Source organism: Pseudomonas silensiensis (assembly GCF_050434865.1).
Lineage (GTDB): Bacteria > Pseudomonadota > Gammaproteobacteria > Pseudomonadales > Pseudomonadaceae > Aquipseudomonas > Aquipseudomonas fluorescens_W.
Map to the genome: position 1 here is coordinate 380,725 of NZ_JBNDJH010000004.1, position 23,318 is coordinate 404,042.

16 protein-coding genes are annotated in these 23,318 nt (G+C 59.6%); 14 read left to right on the forward strand and 2 right to left on the reverse strand.

Annotation, left to right across the window (positions count from 1 at the left end):
* Positions 1–103: 103 nt before the first annotated feature.
* A complete protein-coding gene (locus QF010_RS08325) occupies positions 104–2,578 on the forward strand; it encodes a UvrD-helicase domain-containing protein (RefSeq protein WP_429532863.1) in 2,475 nt (824 codons plus the stop codon).
* A gap of 66 nt (positions 2,579–2,644) precedes the next feature.
* Here the strand turns inward: QF010_RS08325 and QF010_RS08330 are convergent, their stop codons facing one another.
* Positions 2,645–2,917, reverse strand: coding sequence for a DUF1652 domain-containing protein (locus QF010_RS08330; RefSeq protein ID WP_008156356.1), 273 nt, complete (start codon positions 2,915–2,917; stop codon positions 2,645–2,647).
* A 263-nt stretch (positions 2,918–3,180) separates the two neighbouring features.
* Between QF010_RS08330 and QF010_RS08335 the strand changes: the two genes are divergently transcribed.
* The 13 genes from QF010_RS08335 (at position 3,181) to QF010_RS08395 (ending at position 22,928) form a co-directional block, all read left to right on the forward strand.
* A complete protein-coding gene (locus QF010_RS08335; RefSeq protein WP_033054956.1) occupies positions 3,181–3,996 on the forward strand; it encodes a helix-turn-helix transcriptional regulator in 816 nt (271 codons plus the stop codon).
* 50 nt (positions 3,997–4,046) lie between these two features.
* Complete coding sequence (locus QF010_RS08340; protein WP_429532864.1) at positions 4,047–5,450, forward strand: NAD(P)/FAD-dependent oxidoreductase; 1,404 nt, start codon at positions 4,047–4,049, stop codon at positions 5,448–5,450.
* 43 nt (positions 5,451–5,493) lie between these two features.
* Entirely contained in the window at positions 5,494–5,835 is a 342-nt protein-coding gene (locus QF010_RS08345) for a cupin domain-containing protein (RefSeq protein WP_429532865.1), read from the forward strand.
* 68 nt (positions 5,836–5,903) lie between these two features.
* A complete protein-coding gene (locus QF010_RS08350; RefSeq protein WP_033054952.1) occupies positions 5,904–6,989 on the forward strand; it encodes a polyamine ABC transporter substrate-binding protein in 1,086 nt (361 codons plus the stop codon).
* A 42-nt stretch (positions 6,990–7,031) separates the two neighbouring features.
* Positions 7,032–7,490: an REP-associated tyrosine transposase gene (locus tag QF010_RS08355; RefSeq protein WP_429509917.1), complete on the forward strand. Its 459-nt coding sequence runs from the start codon at positions 7,032–7,034 to the stop codon at positions 7,488–7,490.
* Positions 7,491–7,968: 478 nt separating this feature from the next.
* The gene (locus QF010_RS08360; protein ID WP_429532866.1) at positions 7,969–9,426 is read left to right on the forward strand and encodes a serralysin family metalloprotease; all 1,458 of its coding nucleotides are present in this window, start codon (positions 7,969–7,971) and stop codon (positions 9,424–9,426) included.
* A gap of 67 nt (positions 9,427–9,493) precedes the next feature.
* The gene (locus tag QF010_RS08365) at positions 9,494–9,919 is read left to right on the forward strand and encodes an AprI/Inh family metalloprotease inhibitor (protein WP_429509921.1); all 426 of its coding nucleotides are present in this window, start codon (positions 9,494–9,496) and stop codon (positions 9,917–9,919) included.
* 187 nt (positions 9,920–10,106) lie between these two features.
* The gene (locus tag QF010_RS08370) at positions 10,107–11,882 is read left to right on the forward strand and encodes a type I secretion system permease/ATPase (protein ID WP_429532867.1); all 1,776 of its coding nucleotides are present in this window, start codon (positions 10,107–10,109) and stop codon (positions 11,880–11,882) included.
* Complete coding sequence (locus QF010_RS08375) at positions 11,879–13,213, forward strand: HlyD family type I secretion periplasmic adaptor subunit (RefSeq protein ID WP_033054944.1); 1,335 nt, start codon at positions 11,879–11,881, stop codon at positions 13,211–13,213. The genes QF010_RS08370 and QF010_RS08375 overlap by 4 nt, the downstream gene beginning before the upstream one ends.
* Before the next feature lie 2 nt (positions 13,214–13,215).
* The gene (locus tag QF010_RS08380; protein ID WP_429532868.1) at positions 13,216–14,580 is read left to right on the forward strand and encodes a TolC family outer membrane protein; all 1,365 of its coding nucleotides are present in this window, start codon (positions 13,216–13,218) and stop codon (positions 14,578–14,580) included.
* A gap of 186 nt (positions 14,581–14,766) precedes the next feature.
* Positions 14,767–17,724 (forward strand): autotransporter serine peptidase EprS, encoded by a 2,958-nt coding sequence (gene eprS / locus QF010_RS08385; protein ID WP_429532882.1) that lies wholly within the window; start codon positions 14,767–14,769, stop codon positions 17,722–17,724.
* A 220-nt stretch (positions 17,725–17,944) separates the two neighbouring features.
* A complete protein-coding gene (locus QF010_RS08390; RefSeq protein WP_429532869.1) occupies positions 17,945–20,989 on the forward strand; it encodes an autotransporter domain-containing protein in 3,045 nt (1,014 codons plus the stop codon).
* 85 nt (positions 20,990–21,074) lie between these two features.
* Complete coding sequence (locus QF010_RS08395; RefSeq protein ID WP_429532870.1) at positions 21,075–22,928, forward strand: polyurethane esterase; 1,854 nt, start codon at positions 21,075–21,077, stop codon at positions 22,926–22,928.
* A 114-nt stretch (positions 22,929–23,042) separates the two neighbouring features.
* On the opposite strand, the gene QF010_RS08400 is transcribed toward QF010_RS08395, so the two are convergent.
* A complete protein-coding gene (locus QF010_RS08400) occupies positions 23,043–23,267 on the reverse strand; it encodes a YgdI/YgdR family lipoprotein (protein WP_033054933.1) in 225 nt (74 codons plus the stop codon).
* Positions 23,268–23,318: the final 51 nt, after the last annotated feature.

Genomic DNA, 23,318 nt, shown 5'->3' on the forward strand with positions numbered 1-23,318 from the left:
ACTTCATCGCATAAGCCAATGACCTGTAAGCATTTCACTAGAACTGAACGGCAAATGCAGACACCATAGCCCTCAACAGCCTCACACCCTGGAGTCAGCCCGCGTGCCGCAACACACCCCCGATCTTCCTCCTGAACTTCGTCCCCTGGCCGAGATGCCGCTGCTCAAGCGCCTGGCCGCCCGGTTCTTTGGTCATGGCCTGACGCGTCTGCGCGCACAACACCGGGCATCCTGGCTGCACGGCCAGGCTGACGGCTTTCGCAGTGGGCACAGTGCCGGGGTGGATTACGGCTATAAGGAAGGCAAACTTGAAGGGTTGGAGGAAGGCCGGCAGGTATTGCTGATCCGCGACTCGCGCTCGACCGAACACCGGCCACCCAACGTTGACGAGAATCTGTTCGACGATTGGCGTCTGCCGTTGAGCGCCGAGTTGAAGAAGCGCATGAAGACGGATGTCGCACGACTGCTGCCAGCGCACGCCCAGCCCAGCGCCGCACAGTGGAAAATGATCTTCAGCGACACGCCCTCGACCTCGGTGATTGCCGGCGCGGGTGCGGGCAAGTCGACCACGCTGGTGTTGCGCATTTTGCTGCTGACCCATTATCTGGGGTTCGAGCTGAGTTCGATGACGGTGGTGACCTTTACCCGTGAATCGCGCAAAGACTTCATCAACAAACTGATCGAGCTGTTCGCACTCTGGGGCCGGTCGCTCAGTTTCAAAGAAGCGCGTGAACTGGTGCGCACCTTCCATTCGCGAATCCTGCCGATGGTTCGCAGCCTGCCGGGCTTCGAGCGGCTGCAAGCTTTCGAAAACCTCAGTCACCGTCCGCAAAACGGCGATGAGGAGGTCGACAGCAATCCTTTCGACCTGCGCATCAACGACGCCCAGCGCCAACAACTCAACGCCTGCTATCACAAGCTGCACACCCGTGATGAGCGTTTCCGCGAATTGATCAAGCCATTGTCCCGTCACGCGCTGCAACTCAAGGAGTTGGAACGCGATCACCCGGACGTGCAGAAGCGCATGGCCGTGACCGAACTCGCCGCCAAGCGTGATGAAGAACTCTGCGACGCTATCGAAGATTTGTGGTTTCGCGCGGGTGCCTGGCCAATCAAAGGCATCGAGCCGAAGCGCCAGACGTTCGAAATCAAAGGCTCAACGTTTCATTGCCATGGCTATATTCCGAGCCTGGACGCTTGGGTGGTGCTGGGATTCGACCCCCGGGAAAACCCGCAGGTCAGCCGCCCCAATGCCAAATTGAGCGTGCGCGCGGAATGGGCAGTAAAGCGCACTCTGTTTCAAGCTTTCTGTCGTAAGCCATTGATATGGTTGGATAGTTACGAGTCGTCAAAACGTGTGTTGGCGTCCCTTGGAGGCGATGCCAGTGCCGGGCCAGGCTTCGATTACAAGGTCAAGGGCGAGCTCAGCTCTGCGCCGTTACTGGACTGTTTTGTCGCTGCTGCCGGATTTATCGAGAATCTTGGCCTGGATGTACCCAATGCCGTGGGCCAAATGAGTTTTGCCAAGGACGACCCGGACCGGTTTTTCTTCGAGGCCTTGAGCCTGTACTGGCGAGCGCTGGAAGATCATCTGCTTGATCAGAAACCACCGGTGATGACCTACAACCGTATGTTCGCGTTGTTCAGCGAACATTCGCCGGAAAACCTGAAACTGCTGAGCGATGAGCTGCTCAGGCCGATGTCGCACTTGATGATCGACGAATTTCAGGACGTCTCACCGCAGATCGTTTCCTGGATTCGCGCGAGCCTGACGGAAATCCGCAGTCGCGGGCCCGCCATGCACGTAGGGCGCGGCGCACAACGTTCGTCGTTGCTCTGTGTCGGCGATGACTGGCAGTCCATCTATGGCTGGCGGGGCAGTTCGCCGACGTACTTCATGGAATTCAACAAGGAATTCCCTTCGCCGAGCACCACCAAGGTCATGCTGAGCGACAACTATCGCAGCCATCAGCACATCATCGATGCCGCCGAACACATCGTTCGTGCGGCACCGGCAATCGCAGGCAAGAAGGCCAAGGCCAGTGGCGAGCCGAAGGCATTGCTGCCGGTTAACGTCCTCGATCGCGACGATCAAGGCATGGCCAAGCGCCTGATGGAGCACTACAGAAAGGGCGATTCAATCTTGATGCTTTATCGAAAAAGCAGCGATAAGTCATTGATAGAAGAGCATATTCAGTCTGTAGTTAATGTGGATTCTAGCTTGCCATACGAAGCCCGGCGGCTGAAGCAACTGACGTATCACAGCGCCAAGGGACTTCAGGCTGACGCGGTGTTCCTGCTGGGTGATTGTCAGCACCTGACCAGTTCACCGTACAAGAACCAGGTCTACCGCATGGCAGGTCTGGGCAAGTCAGGCGACAGCGAAGCGTATGACAGCGCACAAAAAGACGAGATCCTGCGACTGGCTTACGTCGGCATCACTCGGGCGGTGAGTCATTGCTACTGGTATGTCGATGGGCAAGACACCCAAGCAGCCAACCTGCCTAAAGCTTCCGATCGGATCGGCAAGGGCAAGGCGTTCTTTGCCGATCACCGGCAGGGCAAGACATCGGCGTGAACCGTAAAAAATCGTCGCGCACAAAAAAGCCCACTTAATGTGGGCTTGTTGTTGAGTGTTCAGCCTTCAGGCATAGCTCCTGAGGGCGGCTGGCGGAATGAAAGCCTCAAGCTCATCTTCCACCGCTTCGATTATGCGTTCTACATCCGCAGCATTCATTACCGTCGCGCAAGGAATGCCGGCGATGGCGATCATGGTCTCGCCACTGGCACGGTCAAATAGACGGGCAATCATGCTGCCCGGCGCATCCATGCTCGCCTCGAAACCCATGGGATGAAAATGCCAGCGCATCAGCTGGCAGGCGTTTGGAAAGGTGACTTTACTGAACCCTTTATTCATATGTAGCCCGCCTCATTCATCGAGCGCTTCCTTTAGCTCATGTTAGGAGGGAAGAGCCTTCAATGGCTCAACCGGTGACTGCCTTTAAAAGTAGCATCCAGATGTGAAATTAATGTGGATTTTTCAGGCCGTTTAGCGATTGGTTCAGTTTTTTTGATGCAGGTCACTGTAATGGCCGGGGTTCGACCGTTGGCCTCCACGGGTTGGTCATTGAAGCTGAGACGGAATTTCGGCAAGCTCGGCTTTTTCTCGCCGAGTCCTTTATGCACGCCGATGATGATGGTCCGCTGCAAACCCAGGCCACGGGCGACACGGTGATGCGTTATCACTTGCGCTGGAAACACCGGGATCTGGACGGGGTGATGGCGCTCTATCACCCAGAGATTCAGTACAGCGATTTTTTCCAGAACCGTGTGATGGGGCTGTCCGAATTACGTGAATACGTGCGCAGCAGCATGCCCCGCGATCCCGATGAAGCCCTTGAGCACTCGGACCGTATTCGTCTGGACGGCAACACGGCGTTCATTCAGTACCGTATAACCCTTCGCGGCGGTGAAGGCCTGGTGTCGTTCCGGGCCAGCGAGGCGATTACCGTCCGCGACGGACTGATCTGGCGGGTCAACGAATACGCCTCGCTGGTGCATGAACAGCCCTCCAGCAAGGTCGCCAGCAGCCAACGCCCGGCGGTCAGTCGACTCGGGCTGTCTGCACGCCAGCTGAGTTTCATGGCTGAAGACTTGCAACAGTATTTTCAGCGCCAACAACCTTACCTCGATCCCGAACTCGACCTGCAACGGGTGGCGAAGGAGTGCGGGTATAGCCGCAATCAGATTTCCTACCTGCTGAATCAGGTGCTTGGCCAAAGCTTCTATCGATACGTCAACCAGGCACGCCTGCAGCATTTGCTCGCGGCACTGGATAACGCCACGCCGCCACTGCGTATCGACGAACTGGCGTTTGCCGCCGGGTTCAATTCGCTTTCGGCGTTTTATAGCTGTTTCCGTCAGCACACCGGCCAGTCGCCCAAGGCCTACGTAAAACAAATTTCTTTGCGTGCACGCGCGCAAGACAGCCTCTAAGCCCACGCACTAGGATCGACGCCATCGAAGTTTGAGTGGCGGAGTCTTGCATGCCGGCGTGGCGCACTATCAGTTTGTGGATGGATCAACTCGACGAGCCATTATTGGCGCGTCCGGCGCTGGAACAGGATCTGGACGTCGACGTCGCCATCATTGGCGCGGGATACACCGGGCTCTGGACCGCGTACTACCTCAAGCGCCAGGCGCCCGACCTGAGCATTGCCATCGTTGAAGCGCAAACCGCCGGTTTTGGCGCCTCGGGGCGTAACGGCGGCTGGCTGATGGGCAATGTGCTGGGCGAAGACCGATTGCTCGCCGACCTGTCGCCCGAACAGCGCCGGGCTTCGTTCGATTTGCTGCACGGCATTCCGGATGAAGTCGGGATTGTCCTTGAACGTGAAGACATCGACTGCGATTACCGCAAAGGCGGGGCGCTGTATTGCGCTGCCCGCTACCCGGAACAGGAAGCCAGTCTTCGGCACTATCTCGACACGCTCTATCGCCAGGGATTGACCGAAAGCGATTACCGCTGGCTCAGCCCCGAGCAGTTGGCGCAACAGATCAGAATCGCCAAACCTTATGGCGGTATCTATGCACCGCACGTCGCGACCATTCACCCGGCAAAGTTGGTGCGAGGTCTGGCTCGGACGGTGGAGAAAATGGGCGTCAGAATTTACGAGAACAGCCCGGTCACCCAGTGGCAATCGGGTGGTCTGCGCACGGCGAAAGCCTCGGTTCGAAGCCGTTGGATTGTGCCGGCGGTCGAAGGTTACTCGGTCACCTTGCCACCGTTGGGGCGTTATCAACTGCCGGTGCAAAGCTTGATAGTCGCCACCGAGCCGCTATCCGCTGCCACGTGGGACGAAATCGGCCTGAATCGCGGCCAGGCCTTCAGCGAAAGCAGTCGTCAGGTCACTTACGGTCAGCGCACGGCTGACAACCGGTTGGTGTTCGGCGCACGGGGCGGTTACCAGTTCGCTGCCAAGTTGCGCCATGACTTCGACTTGACCACCAGCGAGGTGGAGCTGCGGCGTTATCTGTTTGGCGAACTTTTCCCGCAGCTCAAGAACGTGCGGATTACCCATGCCTGGGGCGGCAATCTGGGGATGTCCCGGCGTTTCAAACCGCACATGCTGTGCGATCAGGCCAGCGGCATCGCCTTGTCGGGTGGCTATGGCGGGGAGGGCGTCGGTGCCAGCAACCTGGGTGGCCGGACCCTGGCCGACCTGATTCTGCAGCGCGACACCGAGCTGGTTCGCCAGCCGTGGGTCATCCAGGGAGGGCTCGACGCGCTCAGGGCCTGGGAGCCGGAGCCCTGCCGCTGGCTCGGTTACAACGCGATCATCCGCAGCTTCGTCCACGAAGACCAGACCCTGGCCAATCCGACCACCGCACCCTGGCGTCGCAAACTGGCCACGGGTATTGCCGGTTTCATGGAAGGTTTCATGCAGTAAACGGTGCGCTCTTCATCTCTAGGCTCAATCGACAGGTACTCCCATGAGCATCACGCAATTCAAGAACACCGCAACCCTGAAGCTGGAAGAATCGAATCCGGTCGCCGTGCCGCTGGGCACCCCCGTGGCGATCGCCTCGACCACCAGTGTCGAACGCGACGATGGTGTCGAAACCGGCGTCTGGGAATGCACGCCCGGCCGCTGGCGGCGGCAGATCGTCGCCCAGGAGTTCTGTCACTTCATCCAGGGGCGTTGCACGTTTACCCCGGATGACGGTGAAACGCTGCACATAGAAGCCGGCGATGCACTGATGTTGCCAGCCAACAGCCTCGGGATCTGGGATATCCAGGAAACCGTGCGCAAGACCTACGTTCTGATTTTTTGATTTTTTGATCCTCTGATTGCCTGCCAACTCTCCAATAAAAAGAAGACAAACCCAACAGGAATCGACTCATGATCCGAAAGACACTGGCTCTGGCTCCACTTGCGCTCTTCGCGACCCTCGGCCACGCGGCCGAGATCGTCAAGATCTACAACTGGTCGGAATACATCGCCCCGGACACCACCAAAAATTTCCAGAAAGAAACCGGCATCGCGTTCAGCTACGACGTCTTCGACAGCAATGAAACCCTCGACGGCAAATTGATGACCGGCAAATCCGGCTACGATGTGGTCTTCCCGTCCAACCACTTCATGGCGCGGCAGATTCAAGGCGTGGCGCTGAAGAAACTCGACAAGAGCCAACTGCCGAACTGGAAAAACCTCAACCCGGCGCTGCTCAAGGCCTTGCAAACCAACGATCCGGGCAATGAACACGGCTTCCCCTACCTCTGGGGCAGCACCGGCATCGGTTACAACATCGCCAAGGTCAAGGCCGTGTTGGGTGATAACGCACCAGTGGACTCCTGGGACCTGATTTTCAAACCCGAGAACATGCAAAAGCTGCAGAAGTGCGGCGTGGCCATCCTCGACAACGGCCCCGAACTGTTGCCGGCGGCACTGAACTACCTGGGCTTGCCGCATCACAGCAAGAACCCGGAAGACTACAAAAAGGCTGAAGCGCTGCTGATGAAAGTCCGCCCGTATGTCAGCTATTTCCACTCGTCCAAGTACACCAGCGACTTGGCCAATGGCGACATCTGCGTGGCCGTCGGCTTCTCCGGTGACATTCTGCAAGCCGAAAACCGCGCGAAAGAAGCCAGGAACGGCGTCGACATCGGCTATTCGATTCCCAAGGAAGGCGCCGCCATCTGGTTCGACATGGTCGCCATGCCGGTAGACGCCCCGGACGAAAAGGCCGGCTACGCCTTCATGAACTACCTGCTGCGCCCGGACGTGATGGCCGGCATCAGCAACTACGTGCACTACGCCAACGGTAACGAACAGGCCGACAGCCTGATCGACCCGGCGATCAAGAACGACACCAAGGTCTATCCGAGCCCGGAGATGATGGGGAAATTATTTGCGCTGGAGGCGATGCCGCTGAACATCGACCGGGTTCGTACGCGGGTGTGGAACAAGATTCGTACCGGGAGTTGAGGTAGATTCCTGGCCTCTTTTCAATGGTTAGGAGGCAATGGAATGCCTGTCTGCTTGAATGCTGGTCATCTGCGTATTGGTCGCTTCTCTGAGCCAGGGCGTATTTATTTGATAACGGCTGTCGTTGACCAACGGCAGCCGTTTTTTGTTGATTGGCGACTGGGGAGGTTGGTCGTTCAGGAGTTGCGTCAGGTGCAGGAGGAGGGTTGGGCGGATTTTTTGACGTGGGTTGTGATGCCGGATCATATGCATTGCCTGGTGCAGCTGCATGACAAGACGCTGGCGGAGCTGATGTGCCGAGTCAAATCCCGGAGTGGCTTGGCGGTCAATCAGGCGTTAGGGCGGCGAGGGCGCCTCTGGCAAAAGGGGTATCACGATCGTGCGGTTCGGCGAGAGGAAGATGTGAAGGATCTTGCCCGGTATGTCGTGGCCAATCCGATTCGAGCGGGACTGGTGACACGGGTTCATGACTACCCACTTTGGGATGCGTGTTGGTTGTGAGTATCTGACGACTGCTGCGCAGCCGAACGCAGGCTGCGCCAGCTGCTACAAGTTTCGCGTACGCCACAATCCGTGTAGCAGCTGCCGAAGGCTGCGTTCGGCTGCGCAGCAGTCGTAAAAACCTAAACCCCAACAAATCTCCAACTGATATCAATGCGCTGGCACTCATATTAATAACTCACTCAAAGTGAGACCCCATCGACAAAAAAGAAACTTACCTCTATTTAATAATTAAATAACAAATCGTCAGACAATTTGCGCAAACCGCCATCTAACAAACAATATTTCGACAGCACAGGCATTGTTTCCGGGTACTTGCAGGAACAACTCAATTTGACGTCAAAAAAAATGTAGACGGTTGATTTCAAATTGTGTCAGTTTTCTTTCGCCTTCATTGGGCGAGTGATAGGACGATCTCGCCAGAGATTGTCGCTGTCTGACAAAAAACTGTTCCATAGCTAAACAAGGAAGTGTGTTTATGTCGAAAGTAAAAGACAACGCTATTGATACCGCCGAACAGGCGTTCCAGCCACTGCAAGCATTGGCTGCATCCAGTTCTGCGTTCAACCAGATCAATAGCTTCAGCCATCAGTATGATCGGGGCGGTAACCTCATGGTCAATGGCAAACCCTCCTTCTCCGTCGACCAGGCAGCGACCCAATTGCTGCGCGATGGCGCTGCCTACCAGGACAAGGACGGCAGCGGCAAAATCGAACTCACCTACACGTTCCTGACCTCGGCGTCGTCGAGCACCATGAACAAACACGGGATCACCGGGTTCAGCCAGTTCAGTGCTCAGCAGAAAGGCCAGGCTGTGCTTGCCATGCAATCCTGGGCCGATGTGGCCAATGTTACGTTCACCGATAAGGCTACGGGCGGCGACGGTCACATGACCTTCGGCAACTACAGCGGCGGTCAGGATGGCGCAGCGGCCTTCGCCTATCTGCCTGGCACGGGTGCGGGTTATGACGGTACTTCCTGGTACCTGACCAACAGCAGCTACACGCCAAACAAGACGCCGGACCTGAACAATTACGGCCGGCAAACCCTGACTCACGAAATCGGTCACACCCTGGGCATGGCCCACCCTGGCGACTACAACGCCGGCGAGGGCGCGCCGACCTACAACGACGCTTCCTACGGGCAAGACACCCGCGGTTACAGCGTCATGAGCTACTGGAGTGAAAGCAATACCAGCCAGAACTTCAGCAAGGGCGGCGTCGAAGCCTATTCGTCCGGTCCGCTGATGGACGATATCGCGGCCATCCAAAAGCTCTACGGCGCCAACACCACCACCCGTACCGGTGACACCACCTATGGCTTCAACTCCAATGCCGGGCGCGACTTCCTGAGCGCGACGTCGTCGTCGGACAAGGTTGTATTTTCGGTATGGGATGCGGGCGGCAAGGACACCCTGGACTTCTCCGGCTTTACTCAGAACCAGAAGATCAACCTCAATGAGGCCTCGTTCTCCGACGTTGGCGGTCTGGTGGGTAACGTGTCCATCGCCAAGGGCGTCACCGTCGAGAACGCTATCGGCGGTTCGGGCAGCGACCTGCTGATCGGCAACAGCGTGTCCAACGAACTGAAGGGCGGTGCCGGCAACGACATCCTCTTCGGCGCGGGCGGCGCGGACAAACTGTGGGGTGGCGCCGGTTCGGACACCTTTGTTTTCGCGGCCAGCAGCGATTCCAAACCCGGTGCTGTCGACCAGATCCTCGACTTTGTCAGCGGCCTGGACAAGATCGACCTGACCGGCATCACCAACGGCGCAGGACTGCATTTCGTGAACTCGTTCACCGGTGCGGCAGGCGATGCGGTGTTGACCTCTTCGGATGGCAACAGCCTGTTGTCGGTGGACTTCTCCGGGCATGGCGTGGCTGATTTCCTGGTCAGCACCGTGGGCCAGGCGGCTTACTCCGACATCGCTGCGTAATCTGAGGTGACAAGGAGGGCGGCGCAGACGCGCTGCTCTCTGCACCTTGCTCGGAGTAAAGCGCCTTATGATCGATAACGGCTTCACCTGCAGAACAACCGCGTGGCTATTGGCGACGTTCATGATGTTTTTTGGAGATTCAGCCATGGCAAGCAGCCTGAAATTAGCAGACCCCTCGGAATTGGCGGGCAAATGGCAGGCGACCCTGATCGCCAAGGAGGACTCGCCAGAGTCCCAGGCGTTGCAGGACAAACCGTCCAACGTCTGCGTCATCGACTTTCAACCGAAACAGACGCTGGGTGAGGGCGCCGATTGTCTCAGCGCCTGGCTGAGCGGCGAATCGGCGATCGGCTGGTTCCCTGAGCCGGATGGCCTGGCGATCACCGGCAAAGAAGGTTCGAAGATTCTATTTCTCAGTCGCCAACGCGACGGATCGTATAAAGCCACATTGAAATCCGATCTGGTCATAACACTTGTGCGCCAGGTGCAATAACACGATTCGGATATAACGCTCGTCATTGCCGACATAAGCACAACACAACTAGTCCAGGCGCTCTGTCGCCCACGAAAAGTTGTTATTAGTTTGTAAGCACTACCGCAAGGCCTATATCCGCCCCTGCGCGGACAGTTAATGGAAACTTCGCCAGACAGGGCGAGGAATAACACCTCAGGAATAACCCATGAAGATGGCAAAGAGCCCGGCCACCGCACCGTTAATTAAGGCGCTGGGCGACTATAAGAGCATCCTGATCAGCGTCGGTTGTTTTACCGCGTTAATTAATGTGCTGATGCTGGTTCCGTCGATTTACATGCTTCAGGTCTACGACCGCGTGCTGTCTTCGCAAAATGAAACCACCTTGGCGATGCTGTCGTTGATGGTGGTCGGGTTCTTTGCCTTCATCGGTCTGCTTGAGATCCTGCGCAGTTTCATCGTCATCCGCATCGGCAGCCAGCTGGAGCGCCGCTTCAACCTGCGGGTTTATCAGGCTGCATTCGAACGCAACCTGTTTCGGGGCGAGGGCAACGCCGGGCAAGCCTTGGGGGATCTGACGCAAATTCGCCAATTCGTTACTGGTCCTGCGCTGTTTGCCTTCTTCGATGCGCCGTGGTTTCCGGTCTATCTGTTTGTGATCTACCTGTTCAATGTCTGGCTCGGCGTGTTTGCGACGGTGGGCACGGTGCTGTTGATCGGCCTTGCTTGCCTCAACGAGGCAATGACCAAAAAGCCCTTGGGCGAAGCCGCAGGGTTTTCCCAGAAATCCAGCCAACTGGCCACCAGTCACCTGCACAACGCCGAAACCATTCAGGCCATGGGCATGCTCGGGGCTTTGCGTACACGCTGGTTTCAGGTCCATTCACGGTTCCTCGGCTTGCAGAACCAGGCCAGCGACACCGGTGCCGTCATCAGCTCTCTGAGCAAAACCCTGCGCCTGTGCCTGCAATCGTTAGTGCTGGGGCTGGGTGCCTTGCTGGTGATCAAGGGTGATATGACAGCCGGGATGATGATCGCCGGCTCCATTCTGATGGGCCGCGTGCTGAGCCCCATCGATCAGTTGATCGCCGTGTGGAAGCAGTGGAGCGGCGCCAAGCTCGCTTACCGTCGTCTTGATTCGTTGTTGCAAGCGTTCCCACCGAGTGACGAAGCCATGGCGCTGCCAGCGCCGAAAGGCCAGATCGCGTTCGAGCAGGTCAGCGCCGCGCCGCCAGGGCAACGGGCGGCCACGCTGCACCTGGTCAATTTCAGCCTCGGTGCCGGGGAAGTGCTGGGCGTGCTCGGAGCATCCGGTTCCGGCAAATCGACATTGGCCCGGGTGCTCGTTGGCGTCTGGCCGACGCTGGGCGGTACGGTGCGGCTCGACGGCGCGGACATTCATCGCTGGAACCGCGACGATCTTGGCCCCTACATCGGTTATCTGCCGCAGGACATCGAGCTGTTCAGCGGCAGCATCGCCGAAAACATCGCCCGGTTCAGCGAGGCGGACCCGCAAAAAGTCGTTGAAGCCGCGCAGCAGGCTGGCGTTCACGAACTGATTCTGCGCATGCCGCAAGGCTACGACACCGTGCTCGGCGAGGATGGCAGCGGCTTGTCCGGGGGGCAGAAGCAGCGTGTGGCACTGGCCCGCGCCCTGTATGGCAACCCGCGCCTGGTGGTGCTGGACGAACCCAATTCCAACCTCGACACCGTGGGCGAAGCCGCATTGGCCAGCGCCATCGCGCAAATGAAAGCCCAAGGCACCAGCGTGATTCTGGTGACCCATCGCTCCTCGGCACTGGCCCAGGCCGACAAGTTGTTGGTGCTCAACGAAGGGCGCTTGCAAGCCTTCGGTGCAAGCCAGGACGTGCTCAAGGCACTCGCAGGCAATCAGGAGCAGCAGCGGGAGAAACCCGCGCAAGCACCGGGCGGGCTCAGCATGAGCCGGCAGTATCAGCCCTCGACAAGGAACTCGGGCGTATGAGTAACATCAGCGAAGCCACCCTGGAACACGACTACATCGCCGAACGCCCTGAGCGCGACGCGCGTTTCTTCGTCCGCATGGGCTGGATTCTGGCGATCGTCGGGGCCGGCAGTTTCTTCACCTGGGCCAGCCTCGCGCCGCTCGACCAAGGCATTCCGGTGCAAGGCACGGTCGTGGTGTCGGGCAAGCGCAAAGCCGTGCAATCGATGAGCAGTGGGGTGGTCAGCCAGATTCTGGTGCGCGAGGGCCAAGTGGTGAAGCAGGGCCAGCCATTGTTCCAGCTCGACCAGACGCAAGTCGCCGCGGACGTGCAATCGCTGCAAGCGCAATACCGCATGGCCTGGGCCAGTCTGGCGCGGTGGCAGAGTGAACGAGACAACCTCAAACAGGTGAGTTTCCCTGCTGAACTGAGCAACAATCCTGACCCGCGCCTGGCCTTGGTGCTGGAAGGTCAACGGCAGTTGTTCAGCAGCCGCCGTGAAGCGTTTTCCCGCGAGCAGGCTGCCTTGCGCGCCAGCATCGAAGGCGCCAGCGCGCAACTGGCCGGCATGCGCCGCGCCCGCACGGACCTGACTGCCCAAGCCAGTTCTTTGCAACAACAGCTGAGCAACCTTCAGCCCTTGGCGGATAACGGCTACATCCCGCGCAATCGGTTGATGGAGTACCAGCGTCAGCTGTCGCAGGTTCAGCAACAATTGGCAGAAAACACCGGCGACAGCGGCCGTGTGGAGCAGGGCATCCTCGAATCGCGGCTGAAACTGCAGCAGCACATCGAGGAGTACCAGAAAGAAGTCCGCACCCAACTGGCCGATGCGCAATTGAAAAGCGTGACGCTGGAAGAGCAGCTGACTTCCGCCGGGTTCGATCTGCAACACAGCGAGATCATCGCCACGGCCGATGGCATTGCGGTCAACCTCGGGGTTCATACGGTGGGCGCTGTGGTGCGTCAGGGCGAAACCCTGCTGGAGATCGTGCCTCAGGGGACGAGTCTGGAGGTGGAAGGGCACCTGCCGGTCAACCTGGTCGACAAGGTCGGTACTCACTTGCCGGTGGACATTTTGTTCACGGCGTTTAACCAGAGCCGCACGCCGCGTGTGCCCGGCGAAGTCAGCCTGATCTCCGCTGACCAGATGATCGACGAGAAAACCGGTGCGCCGTATTACGTGCTGCGCAGCAGCGTCAGCGATCAGGCCATGGAAAAACTCAACGGTCTGGTGATCAAGCCCGGCATGCCGGCGGAAATGTTCGTGCGCACCGGTGAACGTTCACTCCTCAACTATTTGTTCAAACCGCTGCTCGACCGGGCAGGTTCCGCGTTGACTGAGGAATAAGGATGTTCCGCTGTATGAATAAGCTTTCCATGCTCGCAGCGACCCTGGCGTTGCTGACCTGCAACAGTGTGCTGGCGATGGGACCGTTCGACATCTACGAACAAGCATTGCGCAATGATCCGGTGTTTCTCGGCGCCCTCAAGGAACGCGATGCCGGCCTTGAAAACCGCGTCATTGGCCGCGCCGGGCTGTTGCCCAGGATCGGTTACAACTACAACAAGGGGCGCAACTCCTCAAAGGTGACGTACCTGAACGATCGCGGTCGTAGCCAGAGCGATGACCGCAACTACAGCAGTTACGGCTCGACCCTGACCTTGCAACAACCGCTGCTCGACTACGAGGCTTACGCGTCGTACCGCAAAGGCGTGGCGCAATCACTGTTTGCCGACGAAGCCTTTCGCGGCAAGAGCCAGGAATTGCTGGTTCGGGTGCTGGAGCATTACACCCAGGCGCTGTTTGCTCAGGATCAGATCGACATCGCGCAGGCCAAGAAAAAGGCGTTCGAGCAACAATTCCAGCAGAACGAACACATGTTCCGTCAGGGCGAGGGCACGCGTACCGACATCCTTGAGGCCGAGTCCCGCTATGAACTGGCAACGGCCGAGGAAATCGAAGCCCGTGACGAGCAGGACGCGTCGTTACGAGAACTGGGCGCGCTGATCGGCGAGCCGGCAATCAACATCGGGGATTTGGCGCCGCTGGATCAGCGTTTCCAGACGTTCACGCTGCAACCGGCCAATTACGACACCTGGCACGAGATGGCCGTGGCCAACAACCCGAATCTGGCTTCGCAGCGCCATGCCGTGGAAGTTGCGCGGTATGAAGTCGAACGCAACCGCGCCGGACACCTGCCCAAAGTCAGTGCCTACGCCTCGGTGCGCCAGAACGAGTCGGAAAGCGGCAACACCTACAACCAGCGTTACGACACCAACACCATCGGGATTGAAGTCAGCGTGCCGTTGTATGCGGGTGGCGGGGTGTCCGCATCGACCCGCCAGGCCAGCCGCACCATGGAACAGGCTGAGTACGAACTGGACGGCAAGACCCGGGACACACTGATCCAGCTGCGTCGCCAGTTCAGCGCCTGTTTGTCCGGTGTGAACAAGCTGCGCGCTTATCAGAAGGCCCTGATATCTGCCGAAGCGCTGGTGGTGTCGACCAAGCAAAGCATCCTGGGCGGTGAACGGGTCAACCTCGATGCGCTGAACGCCGAACAACAACTCTTTACCACCCGCCGGGATTTGGCCCAGGCACGCTACGACTACCTGATGGCCTGGACCAAGTTGCACTACTACGCCGGGACGTTGAATGAGCAGGATCTGGCCAAGGTTGACGAGGCCTTCGGCCAAGGCCCCAGAACTCAATGAATTCCTGAAGAAACACCACATGTGGCGAGGGAGCTTGCTCCCGTTCGGTTGCGCAGCAACCGCCGTCAAGGGCCGCTTCGCGGCCCAGCGGGAGCAAGCTCCCTCGCCACAGGAACAGCGACAACCTGAGGAAAGCAGCACCCAACCAGAATTCTAAAAACGCCAAAAAAGCGAGAAGTCATGAACATGGACGTACAGATCAAGCCGATGTCGGTCGGCACGCTATTACTCCTGGTGTCAGCAATGCCCGTCTCGGTGCAAGCCGCTTACCTGGAAACCGGCGTGCCCGGTGATGCCGCCAGTTGGCGCTCAGCGGAGTTCCAGCGTGACTGGGGACTTGCCCGTATGCAAGCCGATCAAGCCTATGCCGCCGGCATCACTGGCAAAGGGGTGAAAATCGGCGAGCTCGATTCAGGCTTCGATGCGGCCCATCCCGAATTCGCCACCGGCCGTTACCACGCGGTGACCGCCAGCGGCAGTTACGTTGACGGCTCCCGGTTCAATGTCGACGGCGCACTCAACGCCAACAACGATTCCCATGGCACGCACGTCGCCGGCACCATTGGGGCTTCCCGCGATGGTACCGGCATGCACGGCGTGGCTTACAACGCGCAGGTCTACGTCGGCAACACCAACAAGAACGACAGCTTCCTGTTTGGCCCCAATCCTGATCCCCGCTACTTCAAAGCGGTCTATAACGCGTTGGCGGATGCCGGTGTGCGAGCGATCAACAACAGCTGGGGCAGCCAACCGCCGGACGTCAGCTATCGGACCCTCGCCGATCTGCAGGCGGCCTACGCCCAGCACTGGAACAAAGGCACCTGGCTCGATGAGGCGGCGGACGTTTCCCGACGCGGCGTAATCAACGTGTTCAGCGCCGGCAACAGCGGCTACCCCAACGCCAGCGTGCGCTCAGCCTTGCCTTACTTTGAGCCGGACCTGGAAGGCCACTGGCTGGCGGTGTCGGGTCTGGATCAAGGCAATCAGCAGAAATACAACCAGTGCGGGATCGCCAAGTATTGGTGCATCACCACCCCTGGCGCGAAGATCGACAGCACCATTCCCGGCGCAGGCTTTGCGATCAAGTCCGGCACCTCCATGTCCGCGCCGCATGCCACCGGTGCCCTGGCGCTGGTGATGGAGCGCTACCCGTACATGAACAACCAGCAGGCGCTGGAAACCCTGCTGACCACCGCCACCCAGCTCGACGGTTCGATCACCGAGGCGCCGAATACCCGCGTCGGCTGGGGCGTGGCCAACCTCGAACGGGCGATGCGCGGGCCGGGGCAATTGCTCGGACGTTTCGACGCCAATCTGGGGGCAGGGCAGAGTGATGTCTGGAGCAACAACATCACCGACAAGGCGCTGATGCAGCGTCAGAGCGAAGACGCGGCGGAACACAGCGCCTGGCAACAGACACTGCAGACCAAAGGGTGGGAGAGCGGTGTACCGGTCGGTGCCAGCCAGCAGGATCAGACCAATTATGCGGTGGGCATGGCACGCGATCTTGCCGCATCCACTCGGGTCTACGAAGGCAGCCTGATCAAGTCCGGTACCGGACGCCTGATGCTGACCGGCAACAGCACTTATCGCGGGCCGACCACGGTGAATGGCGGTCTGCTGTCGGTCAACGGTTCGTTGGCATCGCAAGTGACCGTCAATGACAGCGGCACGCTGGGTGGATCGGGGCTCGTCGGCGCACTGACCGCCAACCGCGGCGCGACGGTTGCGCCCGGCAATTCCATTGGCACCTTGCAGGTCAGCGGCGACGTCACGTTTGCGCCGGGTTCGACCTACGCGGTGGAGCTGTCGCCGACCGATAGCGACCGGATCGTCGTGGGCGGTACGGCCACGGTCAGCGGCGCGACCGTTAGCCTGTCTCTGGAAAACAGCCCGACCTTGCTCAGCACTCAACAAGTGCAAAGCCTGCTCGGTCATCAGTACAACATCCTGCAAGCGGCCGGCGGCATTCAAGGTCAGTTCGGTGCGGTGCTGCCCAACTACCTGTTCATCGGCGGCAGCCTCGATTACGCCGCCACCGGTATTCAATTGAGTGTCGAGCGCAACGACACGACTTTCGCCAGCGTCGGCCAAACGCCGAACCAGCGCGCCGTAGCCTCCGCCGTGGAAGGCCTCGGGGCGGGCAATCCGGTTTACGAAAGCCTGCTGCTGTCGCCCACCGCGACGTCCGCGCAACAGGCGTTTCAGCAGTTGTCGGGGGAAATCTATCCGGCGCTGGGCTCGGTACTGATCAACGACAGCCGCTACCTGCGTGATGCTGTCGGCGAGCGACTGATTGACGCTCAAGGCACGCAAAGCAATGGCTGGATCAAAGCGCTGGGCGCCTGGGGCAAGACCGATGAGCGCCATGACACCGCCGGTTACACCACCTCGATTGGCGGCTTGCTTGCCGGTGTCGACGGGGCGCTTGATGAGCAAACCCGGATCGGTCTGGTCACCGGTTATAGCGACAGCTCGGTGAGCATGGGCTCTGGCACTCACTCATCGGCCAAGGTCGACAGCTATCACTTGGGTGCTTATGCCGGCCGCGAGTCAGGTGCCTGGCGTCTGAGTGCCGGTGGTGCCTACAGCTGGCATCGGGCCGACGTCAAACGTGACCTGCAATACGGCGACGTCAGTGCCAAACAGAAAGCCAAGGTCGATGCCGGGACCACCCAAGTGTTCGGCGAAGCGGCGTATCGCCTGAACCTGCAACCGCTGGCGCTCGAACCTTTCGCGAATCTGGCCTACGTGCACCTCGACACCGAAGGTTTCACCGAGAAAGGTGACGCCGCCGCACTGAAAAGCAGTGGCGACACGCGTGACGCGGTGCTCAGCACGTTGGGCGTGCGCGCATTGAAAACCGTGAACCTGTCCGGCCAGCAGAAACTGGACCTGAGCGGCAGCCTCGGCTGGCAGCACAACCTGAGCCAAACCGATTCTGAAGAGCATCTGGCGTTTGCCGGCGGCAGCACAGCGTTTTCCGTGGAGAGTTCGTCAATGGTGCGTGATGCCGCGCTGGTGGGCGCCCATGCCAGCCTGGCCCTGAGCCGGGACATCCGCTTGAACCTCGATTACACCGGCCAACTGGCCAGTCGCGAGAAGAGCCATGGCGTAGGGCTCAGCCTCAATTGGCAGTTTTAACGCAGACCCCTTGTAGCTGCCGAAGGCTGCGTTCGGCTGCGCAGCAGTCGCAAAACCAGACAACACGGTCCGTCAGTTACACCGTGCATTCAGGATTTACGACTGCTGCGCAGCCGGACGCAGGCTGCGCCAGCTGCTACAGGGAGCGTGTTTCACAAATAGAAATGGGTGCTTTTCAAGGCACAGGGATTTTGGCAACACAACTAAGGACGGTAGCTGGATGAATAACAAGCACAATAACCTGGCCATGCTCTGCGCATTGGCCACCCTCGGTACCGCACAAGCGGCGCCTTACGTGGAAAACGGAAGAGCAGGCGATCCCAACAGTTGGCGCAGCACTGAATTCAATGCCGATTGGGGGCTGGGAGCGGTTAACGCACAAGACGCCTACGCCGCCGGTTACACCGGCAAAGGCGTGAAACTGGGGATCTTCGACCAACCGGTCTACGCCGCGCATCCGGAGTTTTCCGGCCCCAACAAAGTGATCACGCTGGTCACCAGCGGCATCCGCGAATACACCGACCCGTACATCCCGGTCAAAGCGGGAGACGCCTTTCGCTACGACGGTTCGCCCTCGATCGGTTCCGACGGCAAGTTGGGTGCCCACGGCACCCACGTTGGCGGGATTGCTGCCGGCAGTCGCGATGGCGGCCCGATGCATGGCGTGGCGTTCGGCTCGCAGATCATCAGTGCGGACAACGGCGATCCGGGCCCTGAAGACGGCATCATTCGCGGCAATGACGGCGCGGTCTACAAGGCCGGTTGGGATGCCTTGATCGCCAGCGGCGCGCGAATCATCAACAACAGTTGGGGCATCGGCATCACCGATCGCTTCGACCTCGGCGGACGCAACCCCGCGTACCCGCATTTCACCGTGCAGGACGCGCAATTGCAGTTCAACGAGATCCGTCCGTTGCTCGGGACCAAACCGGGCGGAGCCTACGATGGCGCCATCGCGGCGGCCCGCAGCGGTATCGTGACGATCTTCGCGGCTGGCAACGACTACAACCTCAACAACCCGGACGCTATCGCAGGCCTGGGCTATTTCGTCCCGGACATCGCACCGAACTGGGTGACCGTGGCGGCGTTGCAGAAAAACCCGGACCTCAACAGCCCGGACCTCTACAACATCAGCACCTTCTCTTCACGCTGCGGCTACACCGCCAGCTTTTGCGTGTCCGCACCGGGCAGCAAGATCTACAGCTCGATCATCAGTGGTACCAACGCCGACAACCTGACCACCGGCTACAAGAATTACAACGGCACCTCGATGGCGGCGCCGCATGTCGCCGGTTCCATGGCCGTGCTGATGGAACGCTTCCCGTACATGACCGGCGCCCAGGTCGCCAGCGTGTTGCGCACCACGGCCACCGACCTCGGTGCACCAGGTGTCGATTCGCTGTACGGCTGGGGCATGATCAACCTGCGCAAAGGCATTGATGGCCCGGCGATGTTGGTCACCGAGCAAGACATTCCCGAGGAGTTCCGCATCCAGGGTGCCTACGGTTCGAGCCAGTTTGTCGCGGATTTGCCGGGCATCGGCGCGATTATCGACGCGGGCAAACCGACCGAACGCGTGTGCAATGACGTGCACTGCGGCCTCGACACGTGGCGCAACGACATTTCCGGTCATGGTGGCCTGACCAAACAGGGCATCGGCACGCTGGTGCTGACCGGCGCCAACACCTATGCCGGCCCGACCCTGGTCAATCAGGGCCGCCTGGCAATCAACGGCTCGCTGCTCTCGGCGGTCACCGTCAACGACAGCGGGATCCTCGGCGGTAATGGCCGCATCGGCGCATTGAACGTGAAAAGCGGTGGCACCGTAGCGCCAGGCAATTCCATCGGCACCTTGCAGGTGGCGGGCGACGTGATCTTCGAACCTGGCTCGACCTACGCCGTGGAGCTGTCGCCGACCAGCAGCGATCGGATCGTGGCGGGCGGCAAAGCGGTGATCGACGGCGCTACCGTCAGCCTGTCCCTGGAAAACAGCCCGACCTTGCTGACCACCCGCGAAGTGAAATCCTTGCTCGGCAACCAATACAACATTCTGCAAGCGGCCGGCGGGATCGAAGGGCGTTTCGGCGCGGTGCTCCCGGATTACCTGTTCATCGGAGGCACGCTCGATTACTCGGCCAATGGCATCCAACTGGCGGTAGAGCGCAATGCAGCGTCCTTCGCCAGCGTCGGCCAAACCCCGAATCAACGCGCCGTCGCCGCGGCCGCCGAGCAACTGGGCGCCGGCAATCCGCTCTATGAAACCTTGCTGCTTTCGCCGACCGCTGCCGTCGCGCAACAAGCCTTCCAGCAGCTGTCTGGTGAGATTCACCCGGCGATCGGCACGCTGCTGATCAACGACAGCCGTTACCTGCGCGATGCCGTCGGCGAGCGTCTGCGTGAGCGAGATCTGTTCAACGCTGCGGCACCGACCGATGACCGTAGCAACGCCTGGGTCAAAGTCCTCGGCGCCTGGGGCAAGAGCGATGGCGGGCATGACAACGCCAGCTCCAACAGCTCCATCGGCGGTTTGCTGGCCGGTGTCGACGGTCTGATCACTGAAGATACGCGGCTGGGTTTCGTGACCGGCTACAGCGACAGTTCGTTGAGCATGGGCGATGGCACGCATTCGTCCGCCTCGGTCGACAGCTACCACTTGGGCGCTTATCTGGGCCATGAAATCGATGCACTGCGTCTGAGCGTCGGCGGCGCTTACAGCTGGCATCGCATTGATGTGAAGCGTGACCTGCAATTGGGCGACGTCAGCGGCAAACAGAAATCCAAACGCGATGCCACAACCGCACAACTGTTTACCGAAGCGGCGTATCGCCTGGACCTGCAACCGCTGGCGCTGGAACCGTTCGCCAACCTGGCTTATGTGCACCTCAACAGCGACAGCTTCACCGAGAAAGGTGATGCCGCCGCGCTCAAGGGCGGCGAAGACAACCGCGACGCTGTGCTCTCGACCCTCGGCCTGCGGGCGAGCAAAGCGATAGCCCTGTCGGACAAGCAACTGGAACTGTCCGGCACGCTGGGCTGGCAGCACAACCTGAGCAACACCCGTTCCGAAGATCACCTGGCCTTCGCCAACGGCAACACCGCGTTCAGCGTGCAGAGCGTGTCCCTGGACCGTAACGCTGCCGTCATCGGTGCGCGGGCCGGTCTGGCGGTGGCGCAGGACGTTCGTTTGAGCCTGGATTACAACGGACTGCTCGGCTCCCGCGAGAAAGACCACGGAGTGGGTCTGACGCTTGACTGGCAGTTCTGATTTAAATGCTCCGGGGCGCCTCGTGATGGGGCGTCCTGGTTGTGAGCTATCTCTAACAATTCCAACAAAGAGAGAGGCAATACCAATGGGTGTGTACGACTACAAAAACTTCGGTACAGCCGATTCCAAAGCGTTATTTACCGACGCAATGGCGATCACGCTGTATTCCTATCACAACCTGGATAACGGCTTTGCCACCGGCTATCAGCACAACGGCTTCGGCCTTGGCTTGCCGGCGACACTGGTGACCGCGCTGATCGGCGGGACCGACTCCCAGGGCGTCATTCCCGGAATCCCATGGAACCCCGATTCGGAAAAAGCCGCGCTGGATGCTGTGCAGAAAGCCGGCTGGACGCCCATCACCGCCACGCAACTGGGCTATGACGGCAAGGTCGATGCACGGGGAACGTTCTTCGGCGAAAAGGCCGGGTACACCAGCGCTCAGGTGGAAATCCTCGGCAAGTACGACGCGCAGGGTCATCTCAGCGAAATCGGTATCGCCTTTCGCGGCACCAGCGGCCCACGGGAAAGCCAGATCAGCGACTCCATCGGCGATGTGATCAACGATCTGCTGGCGGCGCTAGGGCCCAAGGATTATGCAAAAAACTACGTCGGCGAAGCCTTCGGTAATCTGCTGAGCGACGTCGCGGCGTTTGCCCAGGCCAATGGCCTGTCGGGCAAGGACGTGCTGGTCAGCGGCCACAGCCTCGGCGGGTTGGCGGTCAACAGCCTGGCGGATTTGAGCAGCGGCAAGTGGAACGGGTTCTACCAGGATTCCAACTACATCGCTTACGCCTCGCCGACCCAAAGCAGTACCGACAAAGTGCTCAACGTCGGCTACGAGAACGATCCGGTGTACCGCGCCCTCGACGGCTCATCGTTCAACCTGTCATCGGTGGGCGTGCACGATGCCGCCAAGGTGTCGGCGACCGATAACATCGTCAGCTTCAACGACCACTACGCCTCGACCGCGTGGAATGTTCTGCCGTTTTCCATCCTTAACATCCCGACCTGGATCTCGCACTTGCCGACCGCCTATGGCGACGGCATGAACCGGGTGATCGAGTCGAAGTTCTACGACCTCACCAGCAAAGACTCGACGATCATCGTTGCCAACCTGTCGGATCCGGCGCGCGCCAACACTTGGGTTCAGGACCTGAATCGCAACGCTGAAACCCACAAGGGCAGCACCTTCATCATCGGCAGTGACGGCGATGACCTGATCCAGGGTGGCCGGGGCAACGACTATCTGGAAGGCCGCGATGGCAACGACACCTTCCGCGACGGTGGTGGCTACAACATCTTGCTGGGCGGCAAGGGCTACAACGTGCTGGATGTGCAGCAGTCGGTGAAAAACTTCGACTTCGCCAATGATGGCGCCGGCAACCTGTACATCCGCGACGCCAATGGCGGCATCAGCATGACCCGCGACATCGGCAGCATTGTGACCAAGGAGCCGGGGTTTCTGTGGGGGCTGTTCAAGGATGACGTGACCCACAGCGTCACGGCAGAAGGCCTCAAGGCGGGCAACAACCTTACCCAGTACGCGTCAACGGTAAAGGGCGGCGCCGGTGCCGATACGCTCAAGGCACACGCTGGCGGCGATTGGCTGTTTGGACTGGACGGCAATGATCATTTGATCGGCAGCACCGGTAACGACGTGTTTGTCGGCGGCGCCGGTAATGACCTGCTGGAGTCGGGGGGCGGAATCGATACGTTCCTGTTTAGCGGCGCGTTTGGTCAGGACCGGGTGGTTGGCTACCAGGCCAGCGACAAACTGGTGTTTCTCGGGGTTCAGGGGGTGACGCCGAACGATGACTATCGGGCGCATGCCACGGCGGTGGGGCACGACACGGTGCTGACGTTTGGGGGGGATTCGGTGACGTTGGTCGGGGTTGGGCTGGATAGCTTGTCCGGCTCAGGGGTTGTTATTGCCTGACGGGCCTCATCGCGAGCAGGCTCGCTCCTACATTGGATCTGTGGCGTTCACAAATCCCTTGTAGGAGTGAGCCGGCTCCGGGCGGCGTTCCGACGAAGAACGATAATGCGGTATTTAGTCTTCCTGCCGAATCGTGGTCACTTCATCGGCCTTGACCCTCACTTTCGCCCCGGAAATATCTTCGAACTCAAAGAAGCCGTCCTTGGTCTTGGTTTTCGGCGTGTCCTTGGTCAAATACTGGGTGCCGTTCTGCAACGTCACAACCGTTGGCGTCGAGCAACCGGCCAGGGCCAGAAAGGCCGCTACCGCCAGGGGCAAGCCAAGAGTCTTGATATTCATAACTACCTCTCATCCTTCAAAAAAGCAGCGCGACTGCCACGAGCGAAATCA

Bases quoted from the DNA above. Each gene is read 5' to 3' on its own strand.
- QF010_RS08360 (WP_429532866.1), top strand. From the start codon at position 7,969: ATGTCGAAAGTAAAAGACAACGCTATTGATACCGCCGAACAGGCGTTC.
- QF010_RS08380 (WP_429532868.1), top strand. From the start codon at position 13,216: ATGTTCCGCTGTATGAATAAGCTTTCCATGCTCGCAGCGACCCTGGCG.
- QF010_RS08355 (WP_429509917.1), top strand. From the start codon at position 7,032: ATGCCTGTCTGCTTGAATGCTGGTCATCTGCGTATTGGTCGCTTCTCT.
- QF010_RS08400 (WP_033054933.1), bottom strand. From the start codon at position 23,267: ATGAATATCAAGACTCTTGGCTTGCCCCTGGCGGTAGCGGCCTTTCTG.
- QF010_RS08350 (WP_033054952.1), top strand. From the start codon at position 5,904: ATGATCCGAAAGACACTGGCTCTGGCTCCACTTGCGCTCTTCGCGACC.
- QF010_RS08335 (WP_033054956.1), top strand. From the start codon at position 3,181: ATGCACGCCGATGATGATGGTCCGCTGCAAACCCAGGCCACGGGCGAC.
- eprS (WP_429532882.1), top strand. From the start codon at position 14,767: ATGGACGTACAGATCAAGCCGATGTCGGTCGGCACGCTATTACTCCTG.
- QF010_RS08395 (WP_429532870.1), top strand. From the start codon at position 21,075: ATGGGTGTGTACGACTACAAAAACTTCGGTACAGCCGATTCCAAAGCG.
- QF010_RS08365 (WP_429509921.1), top strand. From the start codon at position 9,494: ATGATCGATAACGGCTTCACCTGCAGAACAACCGCGTGGCTATTGGCG.
- QF010_RS08370 (WP_429532867.1), top strand. From the start codon at position 10,107: ATGAAGATGGCAAAGAGCCCGGCCACCGCACCGTTAATTAAGGCGCTG.
- QF010_RS08330 (WP_008156356.1), bottom strand. From the start codon at position 2,917: ATGAATAAAGGGTTCAGTAAAGTCACCTTTCCAAACGCCTGCCAGCTG.
- QF010_RS08345 (WP_429532865.1), top strand. From the start codon at position 5,494: ATGAGCATCACGCAATTCAAGAACACCGCAACCCTGAAGCTGGAAGAA.
- QF010_RS08390 (WP_429532869.1), top strand. From the start codon at position 17,945: ATGAATAACAAGCACAATAACCTGGCCATGCTCTGCGCATTGGCCACC.
- QF010_RS08340 (WP_429532864.1), top strand. From the start codon at position 4,047: ATGCCGGCGTGGCGCACTATCAGTTTGTGGATGGATCAACTCGACGAG.
- QF010_RS08375 (WP_033054944.1), top strand. From the start codon at position 11,879: ATGAGTAACATCAGCGAAGCCACCCTGGAACACGACTACATCGCCGAA.